Raw genomic sequence first — 23,549 nt, 5'->3', positions numbered from 1 at the left:
GTGGAGGTGCCCCATGCTGGGCTATTACGTTGATCTGGCAGTACGCAGTCTAAAAAGAAGCCCCGGTTTGACCGCGCTGATGATTCTGGCGATCGCCTTTGGCGTGGCCGCGTCGATGACCAGCTATTCGGTGTTCCGCGCCGTCTCGGGCGATCCGATTCCGTGGAAGTCGGCTCACCTGTATGTGCCGCAGATCGATATGTGGGGACAGAAGGGTCACCGTGACGGCAGCAGCAATAACGATCCGCCGGATGCGATGGACTATCTGGACGCGATCGCCCTGATGCGCGATCACCGCGCCAAGTATCAATCGGCGATGTATGCGATATCGCCGTCGATCGTGCCGCCCGACGCCAGCAAGCATCCGATCAATGTCGGCGGCCATGCGGTCTACAGCGAGTTCTTCCCGATGACCGACGCGCCGTTCAAATACGGCAGCGGTTGGAGCAGCGCCGAGGATACGCAGCGTGCCGCAGTGGTAGTGCTCAATGGCGAGATCAACCAGAAGCTGTTCGGCGGCGGCAACAGCGTAGGCAAGACGGTCAATATCGACGGCAAGGACTACCGCGTGGTCGGCGTGCTGGACAACTGGAGTCCCAAGCCGGTGTTCTTCGACGTGGTCAATACCGGCGGCTTTACCACCGGTCACGAAGACGTGTTCATCCCGTTCCTGCGTGCCATCGATATCGGCATGCCCAACAACGGCAATACCAACTGCTCGGAAATTCCCAAGAGCTCCGGTTTCGTCGGCCTGCAGCAGTCCACCTGCGTGTGGATCTCCTTCATGGTCGAGCTGGACGACAAGGCGGCGGCTGCTGCCTACCGCGAGTATCTGGACGGCTATGCACGCGACCAGAAACAAGCGGGCCGTTTCAGCTGGGCACCGAACAATCGCCTGCGCGATCTGCATGAATGGCTGGACAGCGAACATGTAGTGCCCAGCGATACCCAGATCTCGCTGGTGGTGGCCCTGGGCCTGCTGGTGGTGTGCCTGGTCAACACCGCCGGCCTGCTGCTCGCCAAGTTCCTGCGCCGCAGCTCGGAGATCGGCGTGCGCCGTGCGCTCGGCGCGCCGCGCATGGCGATCTACACGCAATTCCTGATCGAAGCGGCCATCGTTGGATTGACCGGCGGCGTGTTGGGATTGCTGCTTACCTGGATCGGCATCCATAGCGTGAGCTGGGTGCTGCCCAAGGAAATTGCCTCGCTGGCCCGGCTGGACATCGGCCTGCTGCTGCTGACCCTGCTGGTGGCGGTGGTTGCGACCATGCTGGCCGGCCTGTATCCCACCTTCCGTGCGTCGCGCGTGCAACCTGCGCTGCAACTGAAATCGAACTGAGGAGCGACGTCATGAACTTGCCCCCCATCATTGCCGCATTGCGCAAGCACAAGGCCGGCGTCGTGCTGATCGCCTTGCAGATCGCCTTGACCCTGGCGATCGTGTGCAACGCCATCTTCATCATCTACAGCCGCGTGGAAAACGTGCAGCGGCCCACCGGCATGGATGAAAGCAACCTGCTGCTGGTCGAGCAGCAGTGGGTCGGCGCGCCCAGCGGCGATGATGCCGCCAGCATCCAGAAGCAGGATTCGATGCTGCGCGAGGACCTGGCCGCACTGCGCGCCATGCCGGGCGTGTCTTCGGTAACGCCGATCAATACGATTCCGCTGCTCAATTCGACCTGGGGCGGCGCGGTAGCGCTCAAGCCGGGCACCGATCTGCGCGGCGGCGATGCGCGCACGGTGTTTTACTACGGCGACGACCAAGTGCTGGCCACGCTGGGCGTGCACCTGGTCGCCGGGCGCAATTTCAACGCCGGCGATGTCACCAACAAAGCCTTCCGCGACAACTCCGAACCTGACGTGGTCATCATCACCAAGGCGCTGGCGGACAAGCTGTTCCCGAAAGGCGATGCGCTCGGCAAGGGCATCTATCTCAATGGCGACACCAAGCCGAGCACCATCATCGGCGAGGTGGAGCGCTTGCAGGTGTCGAGTAACAGCAGCTGGGTCAGCGCTTTCACCTGGAACTCGACCATCGGCCCGGTACGCCTGAATTCCAATTTTGCGCGCTATGCCATTCGCACCAAGCCCGGGCAACTGGATACGGTGCGGCGCGGGGTGTCGAATTTGCTCTACCGGGTCAACCCGATGCGCGTGATCGACGATGAGGATGGCGTGCGTTCGTTCGCCGACATCCGCGCCGAAGCGTATCGCGCCGACGTCGGCATGGCGGTGCTGATGGGCGTGGTATGCCTGATCCTGCTGGCGGTAACCGCGGCCGGTATCGTCGGCCTGACCAGCTTCTGGGTCGGCCAACGTCATCGCCAGATCGGCGTGCGCCGCGCGCTGGGCGCACGCAAGATCGACATCCTGCACTACTTTCAGCTGGAGAACCTGCTGATTGCCGGGGTGGGTGCGGTGATCGGCATCGGGCTGGCGATCGGCCTGAACCTGCTGCTGATCCAGAATTTCGAGATGGACCGCATGCCGGTGGTGTACGTGCTGAGCGGACTGGTGGTGGTGATGGTGCTGGGGCAGGCGGCGGTATTCGTGCCGGCGCGGCGTGCCTCCAACGTACCGCCGGTAGTGGCCACCCGTTCGGCCTGAGGCGATGGATTCCGCGGCCCGATAACCTTTGGGGACAAGCACATGTTCGGTTACTACCTCGATCTGGCGGTGCGCAGTCTGCGGCGCAGCAAGGTGCTCACCGCGCTGATGGTGCTGGCGGTGGCGCTGGGCATCGGTGCCTGCATGACCACGCTGACCGTACTGCATGTGCTGTCCGGCGATCCGCTGCCCGGGCGCAGCGGATCGCTGTATTTCCCGCAGCTCGATCCGCGCGACACGGTCGGCTATGTGCCCGGTATCGAGCCGCCGGAACAGCTCACCTGGATCGACGGCATGAATCTGCTGCGCGCCAAGCGCGCCACCCACCAGGCCTTGATGACCGGCGGCATGGTGCCGCTGCAGCCGGCGCAGACCAACCTTGATCCGTTCCACGCCAACGGGCGCTACACCACCGCCGATTTCTTCCCGATGTTCGGCGTGCCGTTCCACTATGGCAGCGGCTGGAGCAGCGCCGAAGACGACAGCAAGGCGCGCGTAGTAGTGATCAGTACCGCGCTCAACGACAAGTTGTTCGGCGGCCAGAACAGCGTGGGCAAGACCCTGCGCCTGCAGGAGGCGGATTTCCGCGTTATCGGCGTGCTCGGCGACTGGCGGCCCGATCCGCACTTCTACGATCTCAACATGGGTGCGTATGCCGACTACGAGGAGGTCTATCTGCCGTTGTCGACCTCGCGCGACCTGCATATGGAACACGACGGCTCGGTCGATTGTTGGGGTGACGGCGGTGGCGAGCAGGCCAAGCTGGAACAATCCACCTGCACCTGGATGCAGTTCTGGGTGCAACTGGATACCCCGGCCAGCGTGGCGGACTACCGCAGCTTTTTGCAGCACTATGCCGAAGACCAGCATGCCAGCGGCCGCTTCGCGCGGCCGCCGACCATGCGCCTGCGCAACGTGCCGCAATGGCTGGAATACAAGCAGGTGGTGCCCAGCGATACGCGCCTGCAGGCGTGGCTGGCGATGGGCTTCCTGCTGGTCTGTCTGATCAATACGGTTGGCCTGATGCTGGCCAAGTTCATGCGCCGTGCGGGCGAGTTGGGTGTGCGCCGTGCGCTGGGTGCCTCGCGCCGCGCGCTGTTCGGCCAGCTGCTGCTGGAATCGGGCGTAGTCGGTTTCGTCGGCGGCGTGCTGGGCTTGCTGCTGGCACTGCTTGGACTGTGGCTGGTGCGCCAGCAACCGTCGGACTACGCCAAGCTTGCACATATGGATTCGGCAATGCTGCTGACCACGTTCGCCATCGCCGTGCTGGCCACCATGCTGGCAGGTCTGCTGCCGGCATGGCGCGCCTGCCACATCGCTCCCGCCCTGCAACTGAAGGCGTAATCGCATGGATATCCGGCCGATTCTCTTCACTCTGCGCAAGCACAAGCTGACCTGCTGCCTGCTGGTGCTGCAGATTGCATTCACCTGCGCCATCGTCTGCAACACCATCTTCCTGATCGGCCAGCGCCTGGACCGCATCCATATTCCCAGCGGCATTGCCGAGCGCGAGCTGGTCTATGTGGAGCTGTCCAATATCGGCGGCCGCACGGACGGCATGGCGCGCGCGGCCCAGGACATGGCCGCATTGCGCCAGATCCCGGGTGTAACCGTGGTGACCCTGCCGAACGAAATGCCATTCGACAACGGCTCGAACAATATGGATGTGCGCACCGATCCCAACCAGCGCGTGGCCACGCTCGACGCGACGCAGTACTTCGGCGAGAACCTGGTGAAAACCTTCGGCGTGCAGCTGGTAGAAGGTCGCGATCTGCTGCCCGAGGAATACGTCGATCTCACCGACGTATTCACCATGCTGGCCAACAAGCAGTACGACAAGCTGCCGCATTCGACGCTGATTACGCGCGACATGGCCGAGCGGCTGTGGCCGGGACAGGATCCGCTGGGTAAGCAGTTCTATGTCGGTCCGGGCATGCCGTTTACCGTGGTGGGCGTAATGGCCAACCTGATCCGTCCCGGGCGTGACCGCATGAGCAACGGCGCCGGCTACAGCTCGGTCTGGCCGGTGCGGCTGACGCTGGAGCAAGGCGATGGCTACATCCTGCGCTGTGCGCCGGAGGATCGCGATCGCGTGCTGAAGGCGGCGCTGGAGAAACTGAGGGCGAACGATCCCAACCGCATCGTTACCGCCAAGGGCACCATGGAGGAGCACCGGCACGAGTTTTTCCAGAACGATCGCGCCATGGCCGGCATCCTGGTCGGCGTATGCATCGCCTTGCTGGTGGTGACCGCGCTGGGCATCGTCGGCCTGGCCAGTTTCTGGGTGGCGCAGCGCAATCGCAGCATCGGCGTGCGGCGTGCGCTCGGCGCCACGCGCGGCAACATCCTGCGCTACTTCCAGACCGAAAATTTCCTGCTTACCAGCATGGGTATCGGACTGGGCATGGTGCTGGCCTACGGCATCAATCTGTTCCTGATCGTGCACTACGAATTGCCGCGCATGCCGGCGCTGTATTTTCCGGTCGGTGCCTTGATCCTGTGGACGATCGGGCAGGTTGCGGTGCTGGGCCCGGCATTGCGCGCGGCGGCGGTGCCGCCGGTGGTTGCGACACGTTCGGTATGACACGGGGGCGATGAGAAGGCGTTTTATGTTTGCTTACTATCTGGATCTGGCACTGCGCAGCCTCAAACGCAACAAGGTGCTTACCGCCTTGATGGTGCTGGCGTTGGCGCTGGGCATCGGTGCGTCGATGACCACGCTGACCCTGCTGCGGCTGTTGTCCGGCAATCCGCTGCCGGAAAAAAGCAGCCAGCTGTTTTATGTGCAGCTCGATCCGTATCCCAAGGATCATCCATTCTCGCGCAGCGACAAACTGCCCTGGCTGCTGACCTATGTCGACGCGATGAACCTGCTGCACGCGCACCGCGCGCCGCGCCAGGCGGCCGTGGCGATGAGCCGGATGAAGCTGACCCCGACCACCACCCAGAAGCGCCCGTTCTTCAGCGATGGCGTGATGACCACCGCGGATTTCTTCGGCATGTTCGAAGCCCCGTTCCAGTACGGCGGTGGCTGGAGCGCGGCGGATGACGAGACGCGCGCGAAGGTGGTGGTGATTGCCGAGGCACTGAACAACCGGCTGTTCGGCGGTGCCAACAGCGTCGGACGCATGTTGCGCATCAACGACCAGGATTTCCGCATCATCGGCGTGCTCAGGCATTGGAGCCCGCAGCCGCATTTTTACTCGCTGTATCTGGGTGGCCGTAACTATGGCGATGGCGATGCGGTGTTTGTGCCGCTGACCTCGGCGCGCGCGGCAGCGCTGGATCCGATCAACGAATTTTCCTATGGCGACGGCAATCGCGAGGTACTGGAAACCGCGCCGGTGATCTGGCTGGGCTTCTGGGCGCAGTTGCCGGATAAGAGCGCAGCCTCAGCCTATGCTTCATTCCTTACCGCCTACGCGCAGCAGCAGGTGGAACTGGGGCGCTTCCAGCGGCCGCGGTCCAGTTTGTCGACGCTGATGCACTGGCTGGACAGCCAGCACGTGGTGCCGGACAACGTGCGCATGCAGACCGGACTGGCTTTCAGCTTTCTGCTGATCTGCATCGTCAACACGGTCGGCCTGCTGCTGGCCAAATGCCTGCGCCGGTCCAAGGAGATCGGCGTGCGGCGTGCGCTGGGCGCATCGCGGCCGGCGATCTTTGCGCAGTTCATGGTCGAGGCGGGCTTGATCGGCATTGCCGGCGGTGCGTTCGGGCTGCTGTTCGCCGAGTTCGGCTTGTGGTGCATCCGCCGCCAGCCGGCCGAATATGCCAGTCTCGCGCATCTGAACTTGTCGATGTTCGCCTGTACGTTTGCGGTGGCGCTGATCGCCAGCCTGATCGCCGGCATCCTGCCGGCCTGGCGCGCCTGCGTCATTACCCCCGCCCCGCAATTGAAGTCCGCCTGAGGCTGCGCATGGAAATCCGTCCCATCCTCGCCAGCCTGCGCAAACACCGCATTCCCGCGTTGCTGATCGTGCTGGAAATCGCGCTGGCCTGCGCAGTGCTGTGCAACGCGGTATTCATGATCGCGCAGTGCCTGATCGGCACACATGCTGCAAACGCGATCGACGAAGCGGGCATCGCGATCATCCATGTCGGCGGCCTGGACGACCAGCACGCCGCCGACAGCATCGCGCGCGACCTGGCCGCCTTGCGCAGCGTGCCTGGCGTGCAGGCGGTGGCAGCGATCAACGCCTTGCCGCTCAGCACCGATGCCATGCTCAACGGCTTCACGCCCAATCCGGAGCAGGACAGCCAGATCAACAGCTCGCAATACTTCATCAGTCGCGGCGGCGAGCAGGCACTGGGCCTGCAACTGCTGCAGGGCCGTTTCTTCAATGCCGAGGAATATGCGCAGGGCGGCTTCACCACCAGCCATCAATCCAGCAGCCACGTGGTGATCGTCAACCAGGCCGACGCCCAGCGCTGGTGGCCGGGACAATCGCCGCTGGGCCAGCAGCTCTACAGCAGCAGCGACAAGACCGCCTGGACGGTGATCGGCGTAGTGGCCGACGTGCTGGCGCAGGATCCGGAATTCAGCGGGCCGGCCGGGCGCTATTCGAGTTTGTTCTTTCCACTGCACGCCAGCGCCGACTTGAACCGCTATCTGTTGCGCAGCGCACCGCAGGACCGCGACCGGGTGCTGCAGCAGGCCATGCAGGCGCTGGGCAAGCTGGAGCCGGGCGCGGTGCTGGAGCCCAAAACCTATCTCGACATGCGTGCCGATTACTTCGCCGGCAGCCGCAATATGGCCTGGATGCTGGCGATGGTCTGCGTGGTGATGCTGGCGGTGACGGCACTGGGCATCGTGGGGCTGACCAGCTTCTGGGTCGGCCAGCGGCGCAGCCAGATCGGCATCCGCCGTGCGGTGGGCGCGACCTATACGCATATCCTGCATTACTTCCAGACCGAGAATTTCCTGCTCAGCACGGCTGGCGTGGCGCTCGGCGTGGTGCTTGCCTTCGCCATCAATATCTACCTGATGGAGAACTACGAAGTGAGCCGCATGCCCTGGTACTACCTGGGCGCCGGGGCGGTGTCGCTGTGGGCGCTGGGCCAGCTGGCGGTGCTGTGGCCGGCGCTGCGCGCGGCGGCGGTGCCGCCGGTGGTGGCCACGCGCGCGGGCTGACGCGGGCAACTTTTCATATACGTAGGCCGTTAGGCATGGCAACCTTTTGGGCGGGAGCGGCATCCATGCCGACATGTGCAGAAAACGAATGCGTACCGTACTGATCATCGACGACAACCCGTCCGTGGGCGAAGCCCTGTCGCTGCTGCTGTCCCTGCACGACATTCGCCCGCTGGTCGCGCTTACACCGGAGGAAGGCCTGGAAATGCTGGGCCGCGATCCGGTGGACGTGGTGATCCAGGACATGAACTTCACCGCCGACACCACCTCGGGCGAAGAGGGTGTGGAGCTGTTCCGCGCCATCCGCGAGCGGCATGCCGACCTGCCGGTGATCCTGCTTACCGCCTGGACGCACCTGGAGACCGCGGTGGAGCTGGTCAAGGCCGGTGCCGCCGACTACCTGGCCAAGCCCTGGGACGATGCCAAGCTGCTGGCCACGGTGGAGAACCTGCTGGAGCTGTCCGAGACCACGCGCGAGGTGAACCGCACGCGCCAGGAGCGCCGCAAGCGCCGTGACGCGCTGCAGCGCAAATACAACCTCGACGGCCTGATATTCGCCTCCGAGGCGATGGCGCGCACGCTGGACCTGGCCTGCCAGGTGGCGCGTTCGGATGTGCCGGTGCTGATCACTGGCCCCAACGGCGCGGGCAAGGAGCGCATCGCCGCGATCGTGCACGCCAACTCCGAAGTGCGCAGCGGCGCGTTCGTGGCGGTCAATTGCGGCGCGCTGCCGGGCGAATTGATCGAGGCCGAACTGTTCGGTGCCGAGGCAGGCGCCTACACCGGCGCCAACAAGGCGCGCGAAGGCCGCTTCGAGCTGGCCGACGGCGGCACGCTGTTCCTGGACGAAATCGGCAACCTGCCGCTGCCTGGGCAGATGAAACTGCTGCGCGTGCTGGAAACGGGGCAGTTCGAGCGCTTGGGTTCGGGTCGCACGCGCAAGGTGAAAGTGCGCGTGCTCAGCGCGACCAATGCCGACCTGAAGGCGATGATCCGTGCCGGCACGTTCCGCGAAGATCTGTATTACCGCCTCAATGTGATCGAGGTGAATCTGCCGCCGCTGTCCGAGCGTATCGACGACATCCTGCCGCTGGCCGAATTCTTCCTCGCCGGACGCGCGGAGCTGAGCGACGCCGCGCGCGATGCACTGCTGACTTACAGCTGGCCGGGCAACGTGCGCGAGCTGAAGAATGCGATCGAACGCGCGGCGCTGCTGGCCGGCTCCGGCCCGATCACACCCGAACAGCTCAACCTGCCGCAGCACGCGGGCGCCGCGGTCAGCGTGCGCAACCTGGATGAGCCCAGCCGCGAGGTGGTGGAGACGGCGCTGCACAAAGCCGACGGCGTGGTAAGCCGCGCGGCGCAGTCGCTGGGCCTGTCGCGCCAGGCGCTGTACCGCCGCATGGAACGCTACGGCCTGATCGCCCAGGCGTAGACCGTAGGCCGGAGTGGGTTGGGTTAGCGCTGCGTAACCCAACGATGTCGCTACGAAGCCGGATTGTTGGGTTACGCTGCGCTAACCCAACCTACAGCGCCCACCATCAGGGAACAGCTGCATGCGTTTGAGATCGCTGGAAGGCCGCCTGACCGTACTGCTCGCCGCCGCGTCGCTCAGCGGTGCGCTGGTCTATGTCGGCGTCACTCACTATCCGCTGCCGCAGCTGCTGGGCTGGATGCACGATAGCCTGGGCATCAGCATCGCGTTTCCCAACCGCTCCGATGCGGTGATCATCTGCGCAGCGATCCTGGTGCCGCTGTCGTGGTGGTTCGCGCATATCGTGATGGAGCCGGTGAAGCGCCTGCTGCGTGCGCTGGAAGGCGCGGTGGCGAGTTATCGCGACGGCGATTTCAGCATCTCCATTGCCTTGCATCGGCGCGACGAACTTGGCGACCTGATCCGCGTGCACAACGAACTGGGCCAGACCCTGCGCGAACAGCGCCAGAATCTGGCGCAGCGCGAACTGCTGCTCGACACGGTGGTGCAGAACACCCCGGTGGCGCTGGTATTGACCGATGGCAACGGGCGCGTGGCCTACGCCAATATTGCCGCGCGCCATTTGTTCAACGAAGGCCGCAGCCTCAACGGCCTGCACTTCGCCACCCTGATCGCCGATGCGCCGGAGGCTTTGCAAAAGGCCACCGAGGGCAGCGAAGACGCGCTGTTCAGCGTTGAAATGGACGGCAGCGAAGAGACCTTCCATTTGTCGCAGCGCGCGTTCCGTTTGCAGGGACGACCGCATCGCCTGCAACTGTACCGGCGCATGACGCGCGAGTTGTCGCGCCAGGAAGTGGCGGCGTGGAAGCGCGTGATCCGCGTGGTGAGCCATGAATTGAACAATTCGCTGGCGCCGATTTCCTCGCTGGCGCATTCGGGCGCGGAGCTGGCGCGCCGCGGCGATATCCAGCGCCTGCCCGGCGTGTTCGCCACCATTGGCGAGCGCGCCAGGCATCTGCACGGTTTTATCGACGGTTATGCGCGCTTCGCCAAGCTGCCGGCACCGCGCCATGCGGTGGTGGAGTGGCGGCCGTTCCTGGATGGCCTGGCCCTGCATTGCCGTTTCCAGCTGGTGGGCGCCATGCCGGCGCAGGCCGGCTGGTTCGATCTGGCGCAGATCGAGCAGGTGTTGATCAACCTGGTAAAGAACGCGCATGAATCGGGCAGTGCGCCGGAAGGCGTGAGCCTGGCGCTGACCCAGGTCGGCCACGAGCTGCGCATCGAAGTGGGCGACCGCGGCCCCGGCATGAGCGAAGCCGTGCTGGCGCAGGCGCTGCTGCCGTTCTATTCCACCAAGCGTTCCGGTACCGGCCTGGGCCTGGCTCTGGCGCGCGAGATCAGCGAGGCGCACGGCGGCCGCATCGCGCTGGCCAACCGTGAAGATGGCGGCCTGCGCGTGACCATGGTGCTGCCACAGCCGACCAATCCGGGCTGATCGCCGCCCCGGCCTCGTAAAACGACTAGCCTATACTCGGCCGATCCAACGGAGGCGGGGGTATGGGTATGGGAATGATCTTGGGTCTGGTCCTGATCGCGCTGGTGGTGATCGTCGTGTCCAAGCTGGTGCGGATCGTGCCGCAGGGCTACGAATGGACGGTCGAGCACTTCGGCAAATACACCCACACCTTGTCGCCCGGCCTGCATTTCCTGGTGCCGGTCGTTTACGGCATCGGCCGCAAGATGAACATGATGGAGCAGGTGCTGGACGTGCCCAGCCAGGACGTGATCACCAAGGACAACGCGGTGGTGCGCGTGGACGGCGTGGTGTTCTACCAGGTGCTGGACGCGGCCAAGGCCGCCTATGAAGTGGCCAACCTGGAGCAGGCGGCGCTGGCGCTGGTGATGACCAATATCCGCACCGTGCTCGGCTCGATGGACCTGGACGAATCGCTGAGCCAGCGCGATGCGATCAATGCCAAGCTGCTTACCGTGGTGGACGAGGCCACCCATCCCTGGGGCGTGAAGGTCAATCGCATCGAGATCAAGGACATCGCACCGCCGCGCGACCTGGTCGATTCGATGGCACGCCAGATGAAGGCCGAGCGCGAGAAGCGCGCGCAGATCCTGGAGGCCGAAGGTTTGCGCCAGAGCGCGATCCTGCGGGCCGATGGCGAGAAGCAGTCGATGATCCTGGCCGCCGACGGCAAGAAGGAAGCCGCGTTCCGCGAAGCCGAAGCACGCATCCGCCTGGCCGAGGCCGAAGCGCAGGCTACCAAGCTGGTCTCCGATGCGATCGCCAGCGGCGACGTCAATGCACTCAATTACTTCGTCGCCAACAAATACGTGGAAGCGCTGAAGGAAATGGCCAATTCGCCGAACCAGAAAATGCTGCTGCTGCCGATCGAGGCCACCGGCATTCTCGGTTCGCTGGCCGGCATTACGGAGCTGGCGAAGGAATCCCTGACGCAGCAGCAGGAAAAGTCGGGTACACGGCGTACGCCGCCTTCGATCGGCTGATTCGGATTTTTCGGCGCTGGATGTCGCGCCGATCCCCTCATTCCGGCGAAAGCCGGAGCGACGGGGAAAGTACTGTATAGCCCCGTTGCTTGTGCACACCTGGAGCTGTCCATGTTCGCCAGTCTTGCCGCGCATTACCTGTGGTGGATCGTTGCGCTGGTGCTGATCGCCATCGAGGTGATCATGCCCGGCTATTTCATGTTGTGGATCGGCATCGGCGCCGCCGTGACCGGCCTGCTGGTGCTGCTGTTGCCGGGGCTGGGATTGCTGGCCCAGGCGATCGCGTTCGCCCTGCTGGCCTTCCTGTCCTGCGCGATCTACGCCTACCTGCTGCGCCCGCGGCTGCAACTGGAACAGGAGCCGGGCAGGGAAGCACTCAACCGCCGCGGCGAACAACTGATCGGCCAGCGCTACGTGCTGATCGAAGCCATCGTCAACGGCCGCGGCAAGGCGCGGGTGGGCGATGGGCAATGGCTGGTCAGCGGACCGGATCTGCCGCTGGGCGCCACCGTGGAAGTGGTGGCGGTGGAAGGCACCACTTTGAAGGTGCGAGCGGCCTGAGTGCATGGAACAAGGCGGCGACGACATCCTGTGTAACCATGTCGGCATCGTTGCCCTCGCCGCCGAGTCGACTTTGCCAGCTCATCTGATTATTGCCGGGCGGGACGCATGAGCGTCCAGTTCGCCACCACCGCGCTCAATACCCGCATTGCTTTCCTGGTGGAACTGGCCACGCGCCTGCACAAATACGGTGCCGCGTCGCCGCGCCTGGAGATGGCGATTGCCGGCTCGGCGCAGCGCATCGGCCTGAGCGCCGAAGTGTGGTCGAGCCCCACCGCGATCATCATTTCCTTCGCCGACCTCGCGCATGGCGACGAGGGACGCCTGGCGCAGGTCACGCAGGTAATCCGCCTGCTGCCCGGCGACGTGAACCTGGACAAGCTGTGCCGCGCCGACGAGATTGCCGACCGGGTAATTGCCGGCGAGCTGGATCTGCGCGAAGGCTTTCGCCTGCTGCGCACGCTGGAGCTGCCCGATACGCGGCTGCAGCAGGCGGGAGTGATCGCCAGCTATGGTCTGTCCGCAGGCGCCATTGCGGCGCTGTTCCTGCACAGCTCCTGGGTCGACTTGCTGGTGGCCGCGCTGGTCGGCGTGATCATCGGCAGCATCACCATCCTGGCCGGCACCCGGCCGCGCCTGGCGGTGGCCAGCGATGCGATCTGCGCGATGGTGGCCACCACGGTGGCGATCGTGTTCAGCGCCTTCGTGGTGCCGCTGGCGATCAAGTCGGTGATCCTGGCCGGGCTGATCGTGCTGGTGCCGGGCATGTCGCTGACCACCGCCGTGCGCGAGATCTCCAGCCAGCATCTGGTCTCCGGCATGGCGCGCATGGGCGGTGCGATGTCCACCTTGCTCAAGCTCACCTTCGGCACCGTGGCGGCCACCCAGATCTGCGCCCTGTTCGATATCGAGGCGCGCGATTTCACCCTGCCGGCGTTGCCGCAATGGGTCGACTATCCGGCTTTGCTGGTGGCGGCGGTGGCCTTTGCCATGCTGTTCCGTGCGGCCTGGCGCGATTGGCCGGTAGTGATCGTGGCAGTGATCATCGGCTACTTCGCCACGCGCCTGGGCGGCGAGATTTCGCCGCATTTGTCCGGCGCGCCGTTCGGCGTCTTCCTCGGCGGCTTTGTGCTGAGCGCGATCGCCAACGGCTATGCGCGCTATTGGGGTCGCCCCGGCGCGGTGGTGCGCGAGCCGGGCATCCTGCTGCTGGTACCGGGCAGCGTCGGCTTTCGCAGCGTGTCCTATCTGCTCGAACGCAATGCGACGCTGGGCTTCGATACCGGCTTGTTGCTGGTGACGATTCTGATCTCGCTGGTGGCCGGCCTGATGTTCGGCGAATTGCTGATTGCGCCGCGGCGGTCGCTATAGCGGGACATGCGCAGCTCCGCCGCTGGTCGGCTCATGGCTTGCTGGCGTGGCAACGAATCCGCACGTAATCCGCCCACCACTTGCCGTCTTCATCGCACATGGACGGGCGCAGCGCTTCCACCAGCGAACTTAGGAAGTCAGCGCGTTCGGCGGCGGGAATGGCAGCGATAAACGGTTGCGCAAAGGTATTCAACCAGGCGCCGACATCGCCGGGCAGCAAGGTCGGGCGCGGCACCAGTTCTACCCATTGAACGTCGAATCCCTGTTGCTGCAGCAGCGAGCGATAATGCTCCGGCGTCGGGAAAAACCACGGTTCGGGCGCAGCGATGTGGCGTGCCGCCAGGGCGCTGCGCAAGGCGTTGACGATGCTGGCGACATTGCCGTGACCGCCGAATTCGGCGACGAAGCGGCCGCCCGGTTTCAGGGCGCGCCAAATGCCGGCGATGACCTGCTCCGGCTGCGGCATCCAGTGCAAAGCGGCATTGCTGAACACCGCATCGAATTCCGCCGTGAAATCCAGCGATGCGCCATCCATCACACGAGCAGGCACGCCGAGCTTGCGTGCCGCGTCGATCATCGGCGCGCTGCTGTCCACGCCGAGCACTTCGCAGCCGGCCTGGACCAGCTTCAAGGTCAACGCACCATCGCCGCAGCCCAGATCGAGGATGCGCTCGCCCGGCTGTGGATTGAGCTGCCGGAGAATGGGTGCGCCAAGATCGGATACGAAGCGGCCATGCTGCTGGTATTGACCGGGATCCCAGTGTTGATGCTCGGAGGAAGTCATGCGGAACCTGTGCGGTGGAGTAAGCCTTTCATCGCGTGCAGCGGCGCGACGAAAGATCATTGGGTGCCGTCAAACCGCTGCGCTGGCGCTGGGTGGGAGAACCATGCGATGGATAATGCAATGTCGCCGCAAGCGAAGAAAGCGCGGCGGACATGAAAACGCCGGCCAGGGGCCGGCGTTTTCGGGATGCAGCGGCGCGGCGGATCAGATCGCCAGATCTTTTTCTTTCTTGCCGGCCTTCAGCGCATCGCTGAACCAGCGCGGGCGCTTGCCGCGGCCGGACCAGGTCTGTTCCGCATCGGCCGGATTGCGGTACTTGGGCGCCACGGTGCCGGTGCCGCGGCGCTTGGCGCCGACGGGACGCGCACCACCGAAGATGTCTTCGAAGGCATAGCCTTCGGCCTTGATCATGGCCAGCACTTTCTCGCGCAGCTTGCCGACCTTTTCCTTGCGCAATTCGTCCTGCCGAGCCTGGGCCTTGCTGATGAGGTCAGTGAGCTGACTGTGGTTGAGACTCTTGAGATCGACGGCCATCTGGCGCTCCCGGTAAATGAAAGAAGAGAAGGGACATGCCGGGCTATTGGATTATGAAATAAGGGCCCGGACGAATCTTCGATTTTTACGCATATATCCCTGAATTGCAAAGCGGATATGCACGACATAATCGATTATGTCTCGGAATACCCCTGCAGACTTATTGCAAACGGGTTAATCGGGCGGCTAATGGGAACAGTGGCTGCGGATCGCAAAAAGGCCGCATTGCGCGGCCTTTTTTGTTACGAATGAAACGAATTCAAGCCAGTATGTCGAACAGCCCTTCGCGCGTAATGGCGGTGCTTTCGGCGGCGTCGCGGGCACGGTATTCCAGGGTGCCGGCGGCCAGTCCACGCTCGCTTACTACCACGCGATGCGGAATGCCGATCAATTCCATATCGGCGAACATCGCGCCGGGGCGCAGGCCGCGGTCGTCCCACACCGTCTCGATGCCGCGCGCAGTCAGCTCGTTGTAAAGCGATTCGGCCGCCGCATTCACGTCGGGTGCGTTCTTCGGGTTGATCACGCACAAGGCCACACGCCAGGGCGCCATCGGCTCCGGCCAGATGATGCCGGCATCGTCATGGCGCTGCTCGATCGCGGCGGCCACGATGCGGCTGACGCCGATGCCATAGCAGCCCATCAGCATCACCTGCTGCTTGCCCTGATCGTCCACCACGCTGGCGCCGAGCGCCTCAGCGTACTTGCTGCCCAGCTGGAACACGTGGCCCACTTCGATGCCGCGCGCCATATGCAACGTGCCCTTGCCGTCGGGCGACGCATCGCCCGCCATCACCTTGCGCAGATCTTCCACGCGCGTGATGCGTGCATCGCGTTCCCAGTTGGCGCCGGTGTAATGGGTGTCGTTGGCGTTGCCGCCGCAGACAAAGTCGGCCAGCATCGCGGCGCTGCGATCGACGATCACCGGAATCGAATCGGGCAGGCCGACCGGACCGATAAAGCCGGGGCGGCTGCCGACCGCGGCGAGAATTTCTTCCTCGCTGGCCAGTACCGATTCGTCCGGCAGCTCGGCCAGCTTGGCGGCCTTCACTTCGTTGATCTCGTGATCGCCGCGCAGGCACAGCGCTACCAGGCCGTCCTTGCCGCGCACCAGCACGGTTTTCAGCACGTGCTCGGCCGCGATGCCGAAATGCCGGGTGACGTCTTCGACCGTGCGCACGCGCGGCGTATCCACGCGCTGCAGGCTGGCTGCGGGGGCGGGGCGAGCCGTGGTGGGCGCAAGCGCTTCGGCTTTTTCGATATTGGCGGCGTAGTCCGAACCGTCGGAGAAGGCGATGGCGTCTTCGCCCGAGTCGGCCAGCACCTGGAATTCGTGGCTGGCGTTGCCGCCGATGGCGCCGGTGTCGGCCTGCACGGCGCGGAACTTCAGGCCCAGGCGGGTGAAGATGCGCGCGTAGGCCTGGTACATCACCTCGTAGGTTTCGCTCAGCGATTCCTGGTTGAGATGGAAGGAGTAGGCATCCTTCATCAGGAATTCGCGCGCGCGCATCACGCCGAAGCGCGGGCGGATTTCGTCGCGGAACTTGGTCTGGATCTGGTAGAAATTGACCGGCAGCTGCTTGTAGCTCTTCAGCTCATTGCGCGCAAAGTCGGTCACCACTTCCTCGTGGGTGGGGCCGTAGCAGAATTCCTGCTCCTTGCGGTCCTTGATCTTCAGCAGCTGGCCGCCGAATTTTTCCCAGCGACCGGTTTCTTCCCACAGCTCGCGCGGCTGCACCGAAGGCATCAGCATTTCGATCGCGCCGGCGCGATTCATTTCCTCGCGCACGATGTGCTCCACCTTGCGCAGCACGCGCAGGCCAAGCGGCGACCAGGTGTACAGGCCGGAGGCAAGCTTGCGGATCATGCCCGCGCGAATCATCAGCCGATGGCTGGCGATTTCGGCATCGGCGGGGACTTCCTTGACGGTGGCCAGGTGGAATTGGCTGAGGCGCATGTGCGGCGAATCCGGCGTTAAAAGACGCGATTATAGCTGGGCCGGCGCCCCCATCCCGAGTGGAACGGCGAACTCCGGATCGATCAGCTGCTGCTGTTGCTGCAGTACTGCTGGAACTGCGACTGGCTGGCGTCGAGCTGCTGCTTGCGCTGGTCGGGATTTAGCAGCTGCTGCTGGCCGCCCGAGCCCTGCATGACCACCGGCGCGGCGCCCTGCAAGGTGTTGATGCTGTTCTTGAGGGTGGCGCAGAGCTTGGCGCGGTTGGCCGGGTTGTCGACCATCATCCCGGCCGGTGCGCCGTCGCTGTTCTGGGCGGTGCCGGACGAACTCGGCGCGGGTGCCGCGGCATCGCTGCCGGATGGCGCCGAGACCGGCTGGTCGGCACCGCTGACGGTGACCTGACTGTACTTGGTCCCCACCGGCGGCGGGCTTTCCGAGTAATGGGTGGTGCCCTGTGCATCGGTCCACTTGTAAACCTGGGCCGTGGCCAGCGGCGCGACCAGCAACAACGCAAGGGCGATGGACAGGCGACGCATGGGCAAGCTCCGGGCAGGCGGAATCGAGGTGAAGCACTAGTTAACAACTGGTGCAGGGCGGACCACAAGCCTTGGCTGCATGGAAATATCGATAACGTGCTTTCTTGCACGTTCCGCGGGGCCCAGCCGACCGGGGCGGCCGGCGCCAGGGCGGCGGCCGAGGGCGTTTTGCGGTGCCCCTGCTACACTTCGCGCATCCCGTCACGGATGGATTCATGAGCGATACCACGCCAGTCCGGGCGCCGCGGCATCCCGGTATCTACCTGTTACCCAACCTGTTCACCACCGGTGCGATGTTCGCCGGTTTCTACGCCATTGTGGTCAGCATCGGCGGCCGTTTCACCGATGCGGCGATTGCCGTGTTCGTGGCCGCCCTGCTGGACGGCATGGACGGGCGCGTGGCGCGCCTGACCAATACCCAGAGCGAGTTCGGCGTGCAATACGACTCGCTGTCGGACCTGGTGAGCTTCGGCCTGGCGCCGTCGCTGGTGATGTACAACTGGTCGTTGTCGAGCCTGCGCGAGTACGGGCCGCTGGGCGGCAAGATCGGTTGGGCCGCCGCTTTCATCTATGCCGCCTGCGCCGCCTTGCGCCTGGCGCGCTTCAACACCCAGGTGGCGGTGATCGACAAGCGCTATTTCCAGGGCCTGGCCAGTCCGGCCGCGGCGGCGGTGTGCATGTCGTTCGTGTGGAGCATGGACAACTTCGGCATCGCCGGCGACCAGCTCGACGTGTTCACGCCGTTCATGGCGGTGATCGTGGGCCTGCTGATGGTCAGCCGCTTCCGCTACTACAGCTTCAAGTCGCTGCCGATGGGCGACAAGGTGCCGTTCCTGTGGATCCTGATCGGCGTGCTGGTGCTGGTGCCGTTCTTTGTCGATCCGCCGCGCGTGCTGCTGGGCGTGTTCACGCTGTATCTGCTGTCCGGACCGGTGTTGACGCTGTGGGGGCTGGCTACGCGCCGCAAGCGTCCGCGCCGTGGCACGGCATGAGCGTGCTGGCAGCCAGCTCTGCCCATCGCAGCCGCCTGCTGCATGCGCTGGGTGTAGTGCCGTGGCAGCGCCGAATGGCGGCAACCACGGCAGCGCCGGTCGCGACCGTAGCTGACGCCGAGCCACTGGCGCATGCCGACGTGGTGGTGGTGGTGCCGAAAGGTTGTTCGGTGCGCGAGCTCGATCTGCTCGGGCGTGCGCTGTATGCCTTCGGTCCGCAGCTGGCGCGCGCGGCGCGCATCGAGGCGAGTGCCGACGACGCCCTGCAGGTGCCGCATGCGCAGGCTTATCTGGTGTTCGGCCAGGCGCAGGCGCATACGCTGGGACGCGCGCTGCCGGCAGCGGTGATGCGCGATGCGCATATCGTGCTGGCCGACGCGCCGGCCGACGTGCTGGGCCAGGCGGCGGCCAAGCGCCGCTTGTGGCAGGCGCTGCGCAGCGTGCGCCGCGCCCTGCAGGCGGGAGCCGCACGCTGATGGTGGCAGTGGCGCGTCCCGCACTGGAGATGCGCGCCATGCGTCGCGAGGATCTCGTCCGCGTCAGCGAACTGGAAAAAGCTTCCTACGATTTCCCCTGGACCCAGGGCATTTTTGGCGATTGCCTGAAAGCCGGCCATCCGTCCTGGGTGCTGTGCATGGATAGCCAGGTGATCGGCTACGGCATCCTGTCGACCGGTGCCGGCGAGGCGCACATTCTCAACGTATGCATCGATCCTGCGCAGCGCGGGCAGGGCTTCGGGCGCCATTTGATGAAGCGCCTGCTGGATATCGCACGCTGGAACGGCGCCGAGCGCGTGTTCTTGGAAGTGCGGCCATCCAATCCGAATGCGCAGCAGTTGTATGTGTCGATGGGTTTTCGCGAGATCGGCCGCCGGCCGCATTATTACCCTGCGCATGGCGGGCGCGAGGAAGCGATCGTGATGGCGCTGGAATTTCCCGGATCGTAACGTGGTGCGGCGCTTTTCCCTCTCCCCTGCGGGGAGAGGGAGCAGAGCATGTTTCAACCAAGCTTCTGCAACTGCTCGCGCATGGTCGCAAGCTGCGCGCTCCAGTCGGCAATGCGCTGACGCTCCTGCGCCACCACTTCGGCCGGTGCATTGGCGACAAAGTTGGCATTGCTCAGCTTGTTCTCGCACTTCTTGAGCTCGCCTTCGATCTTGCCGATCTCCTTGGCGAGGCGAGTTTTCTCCGCGCCCAGATCGATCAGCCCGGCCAGCGGAATCAGCACGCGCAGCGAACCGACCACGGCGGCTGCGGCGGCGGGTTCGTCGCTGCCGGAGTCGATCCACTGCGGCGCCTCCACGCGGGCCAGGAAGCTGATCTGCGCGGCGAACTTGGCCGCACGCGCACGATCGCTGGCATCGCCATCGGCCAGCAGCAGCGGAATGGTCTTGCCGGGGGCGATGTTCATTTCCGCGCGAATGCGGCGGATGCCGCTGAGCACGTTCTTGAACCACTCGACCTCGGCGGTGGCCGCTTCGTCAGCCGGAATTTCACCGGCATCCGGCCACGGGCGCTGCAGGATGCCGTCGGCCTTGATGCCGAGCTTCGGCGCTACCGACTGCCAGATCTCTTCGGTGATGAAGGGCACGATTGGATGCAGTGCGCGCAATACCGTTTCCAGCACCACCAGCAAGGTATGGCGGGTGGATGTGGCAGCGATCGCATCGTCGCCATTGAGTGCCGGCTTGGACAGCTCCAGGAACCAGTCGCAATACTCGTTCCACACGAACTCGTACAGCGCCTGTGCCAGCAGATCGAAGCGATAGGTGACGAAATGCTGCTCCACTTCGCCCAGCGTCTGCTTCAGGCGGGTGAGGATCCAGCGCTCCGCTTCCGTCGCCGGTGCGCCGGCCGGTGCCGGCAGTTCGCCTTCCGGCAGATTCATCAGCACGAAGCGCGCTGCGTTCCACAGCTTGTTGCAGAACGCCTTGTAGCCTTCGGCACGCTTGATGTCGAAGTTGATGGTGCGGCTATAGCTGGCCAGCGCGGCGAAGGTGAAGCGCAGCGCATCGGTACCGATCGCGGGAATGCCGCTGGGGTAATCCTTGCGAATACGCTTTTCGACTTTTTCGCGCACCTGCGGAATCAGCAACGACCTGGTCGATTTCTCTACCAGCAGTTCCAGCTCGATGCCGTCGATCAAGTCCAGCGGATCCAGCGTATTGCCCTTGGACTTGGACATCTTCTGGCCTTCGGCGTCGCGCACGATGGCGTTGATGTACACCTCGCGGAACGGCACCTGGCCGGTGAAGTACTTGGTCGCCATCACCATGCGCGCGACCCAGAAGAAGATGATGTCGAAGCCGGTGACCAGCACGGCGCTGGGCAGGAAGATCTGGTCGGTCTGCCAGTTGGCGACTACGTCGCCGCGCTCGTTCTTGACCGGGCCTTGGGCCGGCCAGCCGAGCGTGGAGAACGGCCACAGTGCGGAGCTGAACCAGGTGTCGAGCACATCCTCGTCCTGCTTCAGTGCGCCTACGACAGTGCTGGCTGCGTTGGCGCGGGCATCGGCTTCGTCTTCGCCCACGAAAATATTGCCGGCCTCGTCGTACCACGCCGGGATGCGATGCCCCCACCACAGCTGGCGGCTGATGCACCAGTCCTGGATGTTTTCCAGCCACTGCGTATAGGTGGTGCTCCAGTTTTCCGGCACGAACCTGATCTCGCCCGAGCGCACCGCATCGAGTGCCGGTTCGGTGATTGCCTGGCGGCCTTTTTCGCTGGTGAGATCGACGAACCACTGGTCGGTGAGCATCGGCTCGATCACCGCGCCGGAACGATCGCCCACCGGCACCTGATGCTTGTGCGAGACGATTTTTTCCAGCAGGCCCAGTGCTTCCAGGTCGGCCACGATCACCTTGCGCGCGGCATAGCGATCCAGGCCGCGGTATTTCACCGGCGCGTTGTCATTCATCTTGGCGTCGAGCGTCATGATCGTGATCATCTCGATGCCATGGCGCTTGGCGCAGGCGTAGTCGTTGAAGTCGTGCGCGCCGGTGATTTTCACGCAGCCGGAGCCGAAGGCGGGATCGACGAAATCGTCCGCAATGATCGGAATGCGGCGATCGCACAGCGGCAGGTCGACGTACTTGCCGACCAGGTGCTTGTAGCGTTCGTCATCCGGATGCACGGCGAGCGCGCCATCGGCCAGCATGGTTTCCGGGCGGGTGGTGGCGATATGCATGCCGCGCAGCGGATGGCCGTCTGCGTCGTGGCCGGGGCCGTCGCTGAAGGGATAGAGGATGTGCCACATGTGGCCATCGCGCTCCTCCATGTTCACTTCCAGGTCGGACACGGCCGTGCCCAGCACCGGATCCCAGTTCACCAGGCGGTTGCCGCGATAGATCAGGCCGGCGCGGTACCACTCCACGAACACCTTGCGCACGGCGGCGGACAGGCCTTCGTCCATGGTGAAGCGTTCGCGCGACCAGTCGGCGGCCACGCCCAGGCGGCGCATCTGGTTGGTGATGGTGGAGCCGGATTCTTCCTTCCACTGCCATACGCGCTCGACGAAGGGTTCGCGGCCGAGGTCGTGGCGCGTCTTGTGTTCGAGTGCGAGCTGGTTCTCCACGATCTTCTGCGTGGCGATGCCGGCGTGGTCGGTACCCACCTGCCACAGCGTGTTCATGCCGCGCATGCGCTGGTAGCGGATCAGCATGTCCATCACCGTCTGCTGGAAGGCGTGGCCCATGTGCAGGGTGCCGGTGACGTTCGGCGGCGGCAGCAGGATGCAATAGGGTTGGCCGTGCCCCGCGGGCCGGGACGCGTCGGCTTTGAACTGGCCGCCGGCTTCCCAGCGGGAATACCACTTCGATTCGATCGGGCGGGGTTCGAAACTCTTTTCCATTCGGGGACTCGCAGTGGCGCACCGGAGCGGGTGCGCGGTATCTGGGCAAGAAAACCTGCATTGTACGGAGCGGAGCGGCGGCTTGCCAAAAAAAGGCGGGAAACTCAGGCTGTTGCGCCTGTGGCGTGGTGCCTCGCCCGGCTTGGGCTGACGGGTGAGGCGGTGCACGCATACCCGCTTGTCCGTCCGGCGGCAGTGCTGCCCGAAGGTTCTTGCTGCTTGGAAAATTCAGCTGGACGTACGGAAATCCCGCTATATTTTTCCACCGGCGGGACATTGAGCGAGATAACGGGTGGGGATGGAAGAGCGCAACGAAGTAGACATCGCAACCGCGGGGCCGCCACGGCCGGCGGCCACGGCGACGCGGCCCAAGGCGGTCATCTGCATGACCAACCATGAGCGCCCCGATTGCGCGCGGATCAATCAGGAGATCATCAAGCTCAACTATGCCGAGCCCTGGCTGATCGTGCATGCCTGCTCCGATCCCGGCTATCAGCCGCATATGGAAGACGTGCTGGTGCGCTGCCAGCCGCGCACCATCATCTATGGCGCACTGAATCTGCTGCGGCAGTCCTGCCGGGCGGCGGCGGAGATCTACAACCCGCAATACCTGGTGCATGTCGAGGCCGATACCTGGGTGTTCGACCAGGACATCATCCGGCGCTATATCGAGCGCCTCGATCGCCAGCCCAAGGCGTTTCTGGCGGCTTCCACCTGGAGCACCGACCAGCGCACGCAATGGCGCCGCCAGCAGCATCCCTTCGCCAAGGCCAAGCTGGGCGTGGCCAAGGTGCTCAATGCGATGGGCAGCGACTTCGGCGTAAAGCGCAAGCAGACCCTGTCCACCCAGTTCTTCATTGCACGCAACGATCCGCGTTTCTTCGCCATGCTGGACGGCATCGAGCCGACCATCGAGAACACGCTCGAATACGATTTCTACCAGGCCTTCGTGCAGACCTTCGGCAAGCGTGCGGTGGTGCCGATTACCGAGCGCGAGCCGGTGCATCCGAATAATCGCCACTGGTGTCCGCCGCTGACCCTGCACGCCCAGCATTGGCCGGAACAACTGCCGCGGCCGCCGGAGGTGCCTACCGATGGGACGCCGATGGAAGGCGTCACCGGGCAGTACGACATTCCAGGCAAGAAAGAAGTGCTCGCCGCCTACGGTTTCAGGCACCCGGGGCCGGCCATGCAGCGGCTGCTGGATGCCACCGATACCAGCTATTACAACCCCAAGGCCAAGCGTTACTGACGGCGTGGCGATGGCGGCCG

Annotated in this window: 20 protein-coding genes; 15 read left to right on the top strand and 5 right to left on the bottom strand. The window is 64.5% G+C overall.

Features of this window, described 5'->3' with window-relative positions:
- Window positions 1–13: 13 nt before the first annotated feature.
- The 11 genes from IGX34_RS00535 (at window position 14) to IGX34_RS00485 (ending at window position 13,625) form a co-directional block, all read left to right on the top strand.
- Window positions 14–1,339: an ABC transporter permease gene (locus IGX34_RS00535; RefSeq protein ID WP_192553716.1), complete on the top strand. Its 1,326-nt coding sequence runs from the start codon at window positions 14–16 to the stop codon at window positions 1,337–1,339.
- 11 nt (window positions 1,340–1,350) lie between these two features.
- Complete coding sequence (locus tag IGX34_RS00530) at window positions 1,351–2,607, top strand: ABC transporter permease (RefSeq protein WP_192553715.1); 1,257 nt, start codon at window positions 1,351–1,353, stop codon at window positions 2,605–2,607.
- 42 nt (window positions 2,608–2,649) lie between these two features.
- Window positions 2,650–3,951, top strand: a complete 1,302-nt coding sequence (locus tag IGX34_RS00525; RefSeq protein WP_192553714.1) for an ABC transporter permease — start codon at window positions 2,650–2,652, stop codon at window positions 3,949–3,951.
- A gap of 4 nt (window positions 3,952–3,955) precedes the next feature.
- On the top strand, window positions 3,956–5,191 hold the full coding sequence (locus IGX34_RS00520; RefSeq protein ID WP_192553713.1) for an ABC transporter permease: 1,236 nt from the start codon (window positions 3,956–3,958) through the stop codon (window positions 5,189–5,191).
- A gap of 25 nt (window positions 5,192–5,216) precedes the next feature.
- On the top strand, window positions 5,217–6,518 hold the full coding sequence (locus IGX34_RS00515) for an ABC transporter permease (RefSeq protein WP_192553712.1): 1,302 nt from the start codon (window positions 5,217–5,219) through the stop codon (window positions 6,516–6,518).
- An 8-nt stretch (window positions 6,519–6,526) separates the two neighbouring features.
- Window positions 6,527–7,741, top strand: a complete 1,215-nt coding sequence (locus tag IGX34_RS00510) for an ABC transporter permease (RefSeq protein ID WP_192553711.1) — start codon at window positions 6,527–6,529, stop codon at window positions 7,739–7,741.
- Window positions 7,742–7,829: 88 nt separating this feature from the next.
- Window positions 7,830–9,176 carry a sigma-54-dependent transcriptional regulator gene (locus IGX34_RS00505; RefSeq protein ID WP_192553710.1) on the top strand — a complete coding sequence of 449 codons (1,347 nt, stop codon included), beginning with the start codon at window positions 7,830–7,832 and terminating at the stop codon, window positions 9,174–9,176.
- A gap of 121 nt (window positions 9,177–9,297) precedes the next feature.
- Window positions 9,298–10,671 carry a sensor histidine kinase gene (locus tag IGX34_RS00500; RefSeq protein WP_192553709.1) on the top strand — a complete coding sequence of 458 codons (1,374 nt, stop codon included), beginning with the start codon at window positions 9,298–9,300 and terminating at the stop codon, window positions 10,669–10,671.
- A gap of 68 nt (window positions 10,672–10,739) precedes the next feature.
- Complete coding sequence (locus tag IGX34_RS00495) at window positions 10,740–11,693, top strand: SPFH domain-containing protein (protein ID WP_192553708.1); 954 nt, start codon at window positions 10,740–10,742, stop codon at window positions 11,691–11,693.
- Window positions 11,694–11,804: 111 nt separating this feature from the next.
- On the top strand, window positions 11,805–12,254 hold the full coding sequence (locus tag IGX34_RS00490) for an NfeD family protein (protein WP_192553707.1): 450 nt from the start codon (window positions 11,805–11,807) through the stop codon (window positions 12,252–12,254).
- Between the two features lie 108 nt (window positions 12,255–12,362).
- Window positions 12,363–13,625, top strand: coding sequence for a threonine/serine exporter family protein (locus IGX34_RS00485; RefSeq protein WP_192553706.1), 1,263 nt, complete (start codon window positions 12,363–12,365; stop codon window positions 13,623–13,625).
- A gap of 31 nt (window positions 13,626–13,656) precedes the next feature.
- Here IGX34_RS00485 and IGX34_RS00480 read toward each other — a convergent pair whose 3' ends face one another.
- The 4 genes from IGX34_RS00480 to IGX34_RS00465 form a co-directional block, all read right to left on the bottom strand.
- Window positions 13,657–14,409, bottom strand: coding sequence for a class I SAM-dependent methyltransferase (locus IGX34_RS00480; protein WP_192553705.1), 753 nt, complete (start codon window positions 14,407–14,409; stop codon window positions 13,657–13,659).
- 204 nt (window positions 14,410–14,613) lie between these two features.
- On the bottom strand, window positions 14,614–14,943 hold the full coding sequence (locus IGX34_RS00475; protein WP_192553704.1) for an H-NS histone family protein: 330 nt from the start codon (window positions 14,941–14,943) through the stop codon (window positions 14,614–14,616).
- A 259-nt stretch (window positions 14,944–15,202) separates the two neighbouring features.
- A complete protein-coding gene (locus IGX34_RS00470) occupies window positions 15,203–16,900 on the bottom strand; it encodes a proline--tRNA ligase (protein WP_192553703.1) in 1,698 nt (565 codons plus the stop codon).
- A gap of 83 nt (window positions 16,901–16,983) precedes the next feature.
- The gene (locus IGX34_RS00465; RefSeq protein ID WP_192553702.1) at window positions 16,984–17,436 is read right to left on the bottom strand and encodes a DUF4124 domain-containing protein; all 453 of its coding nucleotides are present in this window, start codon (window positions 17,434–17,436) and stop codon (window positions 16,984–16,986) included.
- Window positions 17,437–17,651: 215 nt separating this feature from the next.
- Between IGX34_RS00465 and pssA the strand changes: the two genes are divergently transcribed.
- Genes pssA through rimI form a run of 3 tightly spaced genes read left to right on the top strand, consistent with a single transcriptional unit; the run spans window position 17,652 to window position 19,374 of the window.
- Complete coding sequence (gene pssA / locus IGX34_RS00460; protein ID WP_192553701.1) at window positions 17,652–18,428, top strand: CDP-diacylglycerol--serine O-phosphatidyltransferase; 777 nt, start codon at window positions 17,652–17,654, stop codon at window positions 18,426–18,428.
- Window positions 18,425–18,904 carry a hypothetical protein gene (locus IGX34_RS00455; protein ID WP_192553700.1) on the top strand — a complete coding sequence of 160 codons (480 nt, stop codon included), beginning with the start codon at window positions 18,425–18,427 and terminating at the stop codon, window positions 18,902–18,904. The genes pssA and IGX34_RS00455 overlap by 4 nt, the downstream gene beginning before the upstream one ends.
- On the top strand, window positions 18,904–19,374 hold the full coding sequence (rimI, locus tag IGX34_RS00450) for a ribosomal protein S18-alanine N-acetyltransferase (protein WP_192553699.1): 471 nt from the start codon (window positions 18,904–18,906) through the stop codon (window positions 19,372–19,374). The genes IGX34_RS00455 and rimI overlap by 1 nt, the downstream gene beginning before the upstream one ends.
- Window positions 19,375–19,427: 53 nt before the next feature.
- Here rimI and IGX34_RS00445 read toward each other — a convergent pair whose 3' ends face one another.
- A complete protein-coding gene (locus IGX34_RS00445; RefSeq protein WP_192553698.1) occupies window positions 19,428–22,277 on the bottom strand; it encodes a valine--tRNA ligase in 2,850 nt (949 codons plus the stop codon).
- Between the two features lie 385 nt (window positions 22,278–22,662).
- Between IGX34_RS00445 and IGX34_RS00440 the strand changes: the two genes are divergently transcribed.
- Window positions 22,663–23,529 carry a hypothetical protein gene (locus IGX34_RS00440; protein ID WP_192553697.1) on the top strand — a complete coding sequence of 289 codons (867 nt, stop codon included), beginning with the start codon at window positions 22,663–22,665 and terminating at the stop codon, window positions 23,527–23,529.
- Window positions 23,530–23,549: the final 20 nt, after the last annotated feature.

This window comes from Dyella acidiphila (assembly GCF_014863405.1).
GTDB lineage: Bacteria > Pseudomonadota > Gammaproteobacteria > Xanthomonadales > Rhodanobacteraceae > Dyella_B > Dyella_B acidiphila.
The sequence above is the reverse complement of the archived record's forward strand: the minus strand, read 5'-3'. Positions and strand labels throughout refer to the sequence as shown.

Coding starts and splice junctions, on each gene's coding strand:
- IGX34_RS00475 (WP_192553704.1), bottom strand. CDS start 14,943: ATGGCCGTCGATCTCAAGAGTCTCAACCACAGTCAGCTCACTGACCTC.
- pssA (WP_192553701.1), top strand. CDS start 17,652: ATGAGCGATACCACGCCAGTCCGGGCGCCGCGGCATCCCGGTATCTAC.
- IGX34_RS00515 (WP_192553712.1), top strand. CDS start 5,217: ATGTTTGCTTACTATCTGGATCTGGCACTGCGCAGCCTCAAACGCAAC.
- IGX34_RS00440 (WP_192553697.1), top strand. CDS start 22,663: ATGACCAACCATGAGCGCCCCGATTGCGCGCGGATCAATCAGGAGATC.
- IGX34_RS00535 (WP_192553716.1), top strand. CDS start 14: ATGCTGGGCTATTACGTTGATCTGGCAGTACGCAGTCTAAAAAGAAGC.
- IGX34_RS00505 (WP_192553710.1), top strand. CDS start 7,830: ATGCGTACCGTACTGATCATCGACGACAACCCGTCCGTGGGCGAAGCC.
- IGX34_RS00500 (WP_192553709.1), top strand. CDS start 9,298: ATGCGTTTGAGATCGCTGGAAGGCCGCCTGACCGTACTGCTCGCCGCC.
- IGX34_RS00510 (WP_192553711.1), top strand. CDS start 6,527: ATGGAAATCCGTCCCATCCTCGCCAGCCTGCGCAAACACCGCATTCCC.
- IGX34_RS00520 (WP_192553713.1), top strand. CDS start 3,956: ATGGATATCCGGCCGATTCTCTTCACTCTGCGCAAGCACAAGCTGACC.
- IGX34_RS00485 (WP_192553706.1), top strand. CDS start 12,363: ATGAGCGTCCAGTTCGCCACCACCGCGCTCAATACCCGCATTGCTTTC.
- IGX34_RS00465 (WP_192553702.1), bottom strand. CDS start 17,436: ATGCGTCGCCTGTCCATCGCCCTTGCGTTGTTGCTGGTCGCGCCGCTG.
- IGX34_RS00495 (WP_192553708.1), top strand. CDS start 10,740: ATGGGAATGATCTTGGGTCTGGTCCTGATCGCGCTGGTGGTGATCGTC.
- IGX34_RS00455 (WP_192553700.1), top strand. CDS start 18,425: ATGAGCGTGCTGGCAGCCAGCTCTGCCCATCGCAGCCGCCTGCTGCAT.
- IGX34_RS00470 (WP_192553703.1), bottom strand. CDS start 16,900: ATGCGCCTCAGCCAATTCCACCTGGCCACCGTCAAGGAAGTCCCCGCC.
- rimI (WP_192553699.1), top strand. CDS start 18,904: ATGGTGGCAGTGGCGCGTCCCGCACTGGAGATGCGCGCCATGCGTCGC.
- IGX34_RS00445 (WP_192553698.1), bottom strand. CDS start 22,277: ATGGAAAAGAGTTTCGAACCCCGCCCGATCGAATCGAAGTGGTATTCC.
- IGX34_RS00480 (WP_192553705.1), bottom strand. CDS start 14,409: ATGACTTCCTCCGAGCATCAACACTGGGATCCCGGTCAATACCAGCAG.
- IGX34_RS00490 (WP_192553707.1), top strand. CDS start 11,805: ATGTTCGCCAGTCTTGCCGCGCATTACCTGTGGTGGATCGTTGCGCTG.
- IGX34_RS00525 (WP_192553714.1), top strand. CDS start 2,650: ATGTTCGGTTACTACCTCGATCTGGCGGTGCGCAGTCTGCGGCGCAGC.
- IGX34_RS00530 (WP_192553715.1), top strand. CDS start 1,351: ATGAACTTGCCCCCCATCATTGCCGCATTGCGCAAGCACAAGGCCGGC.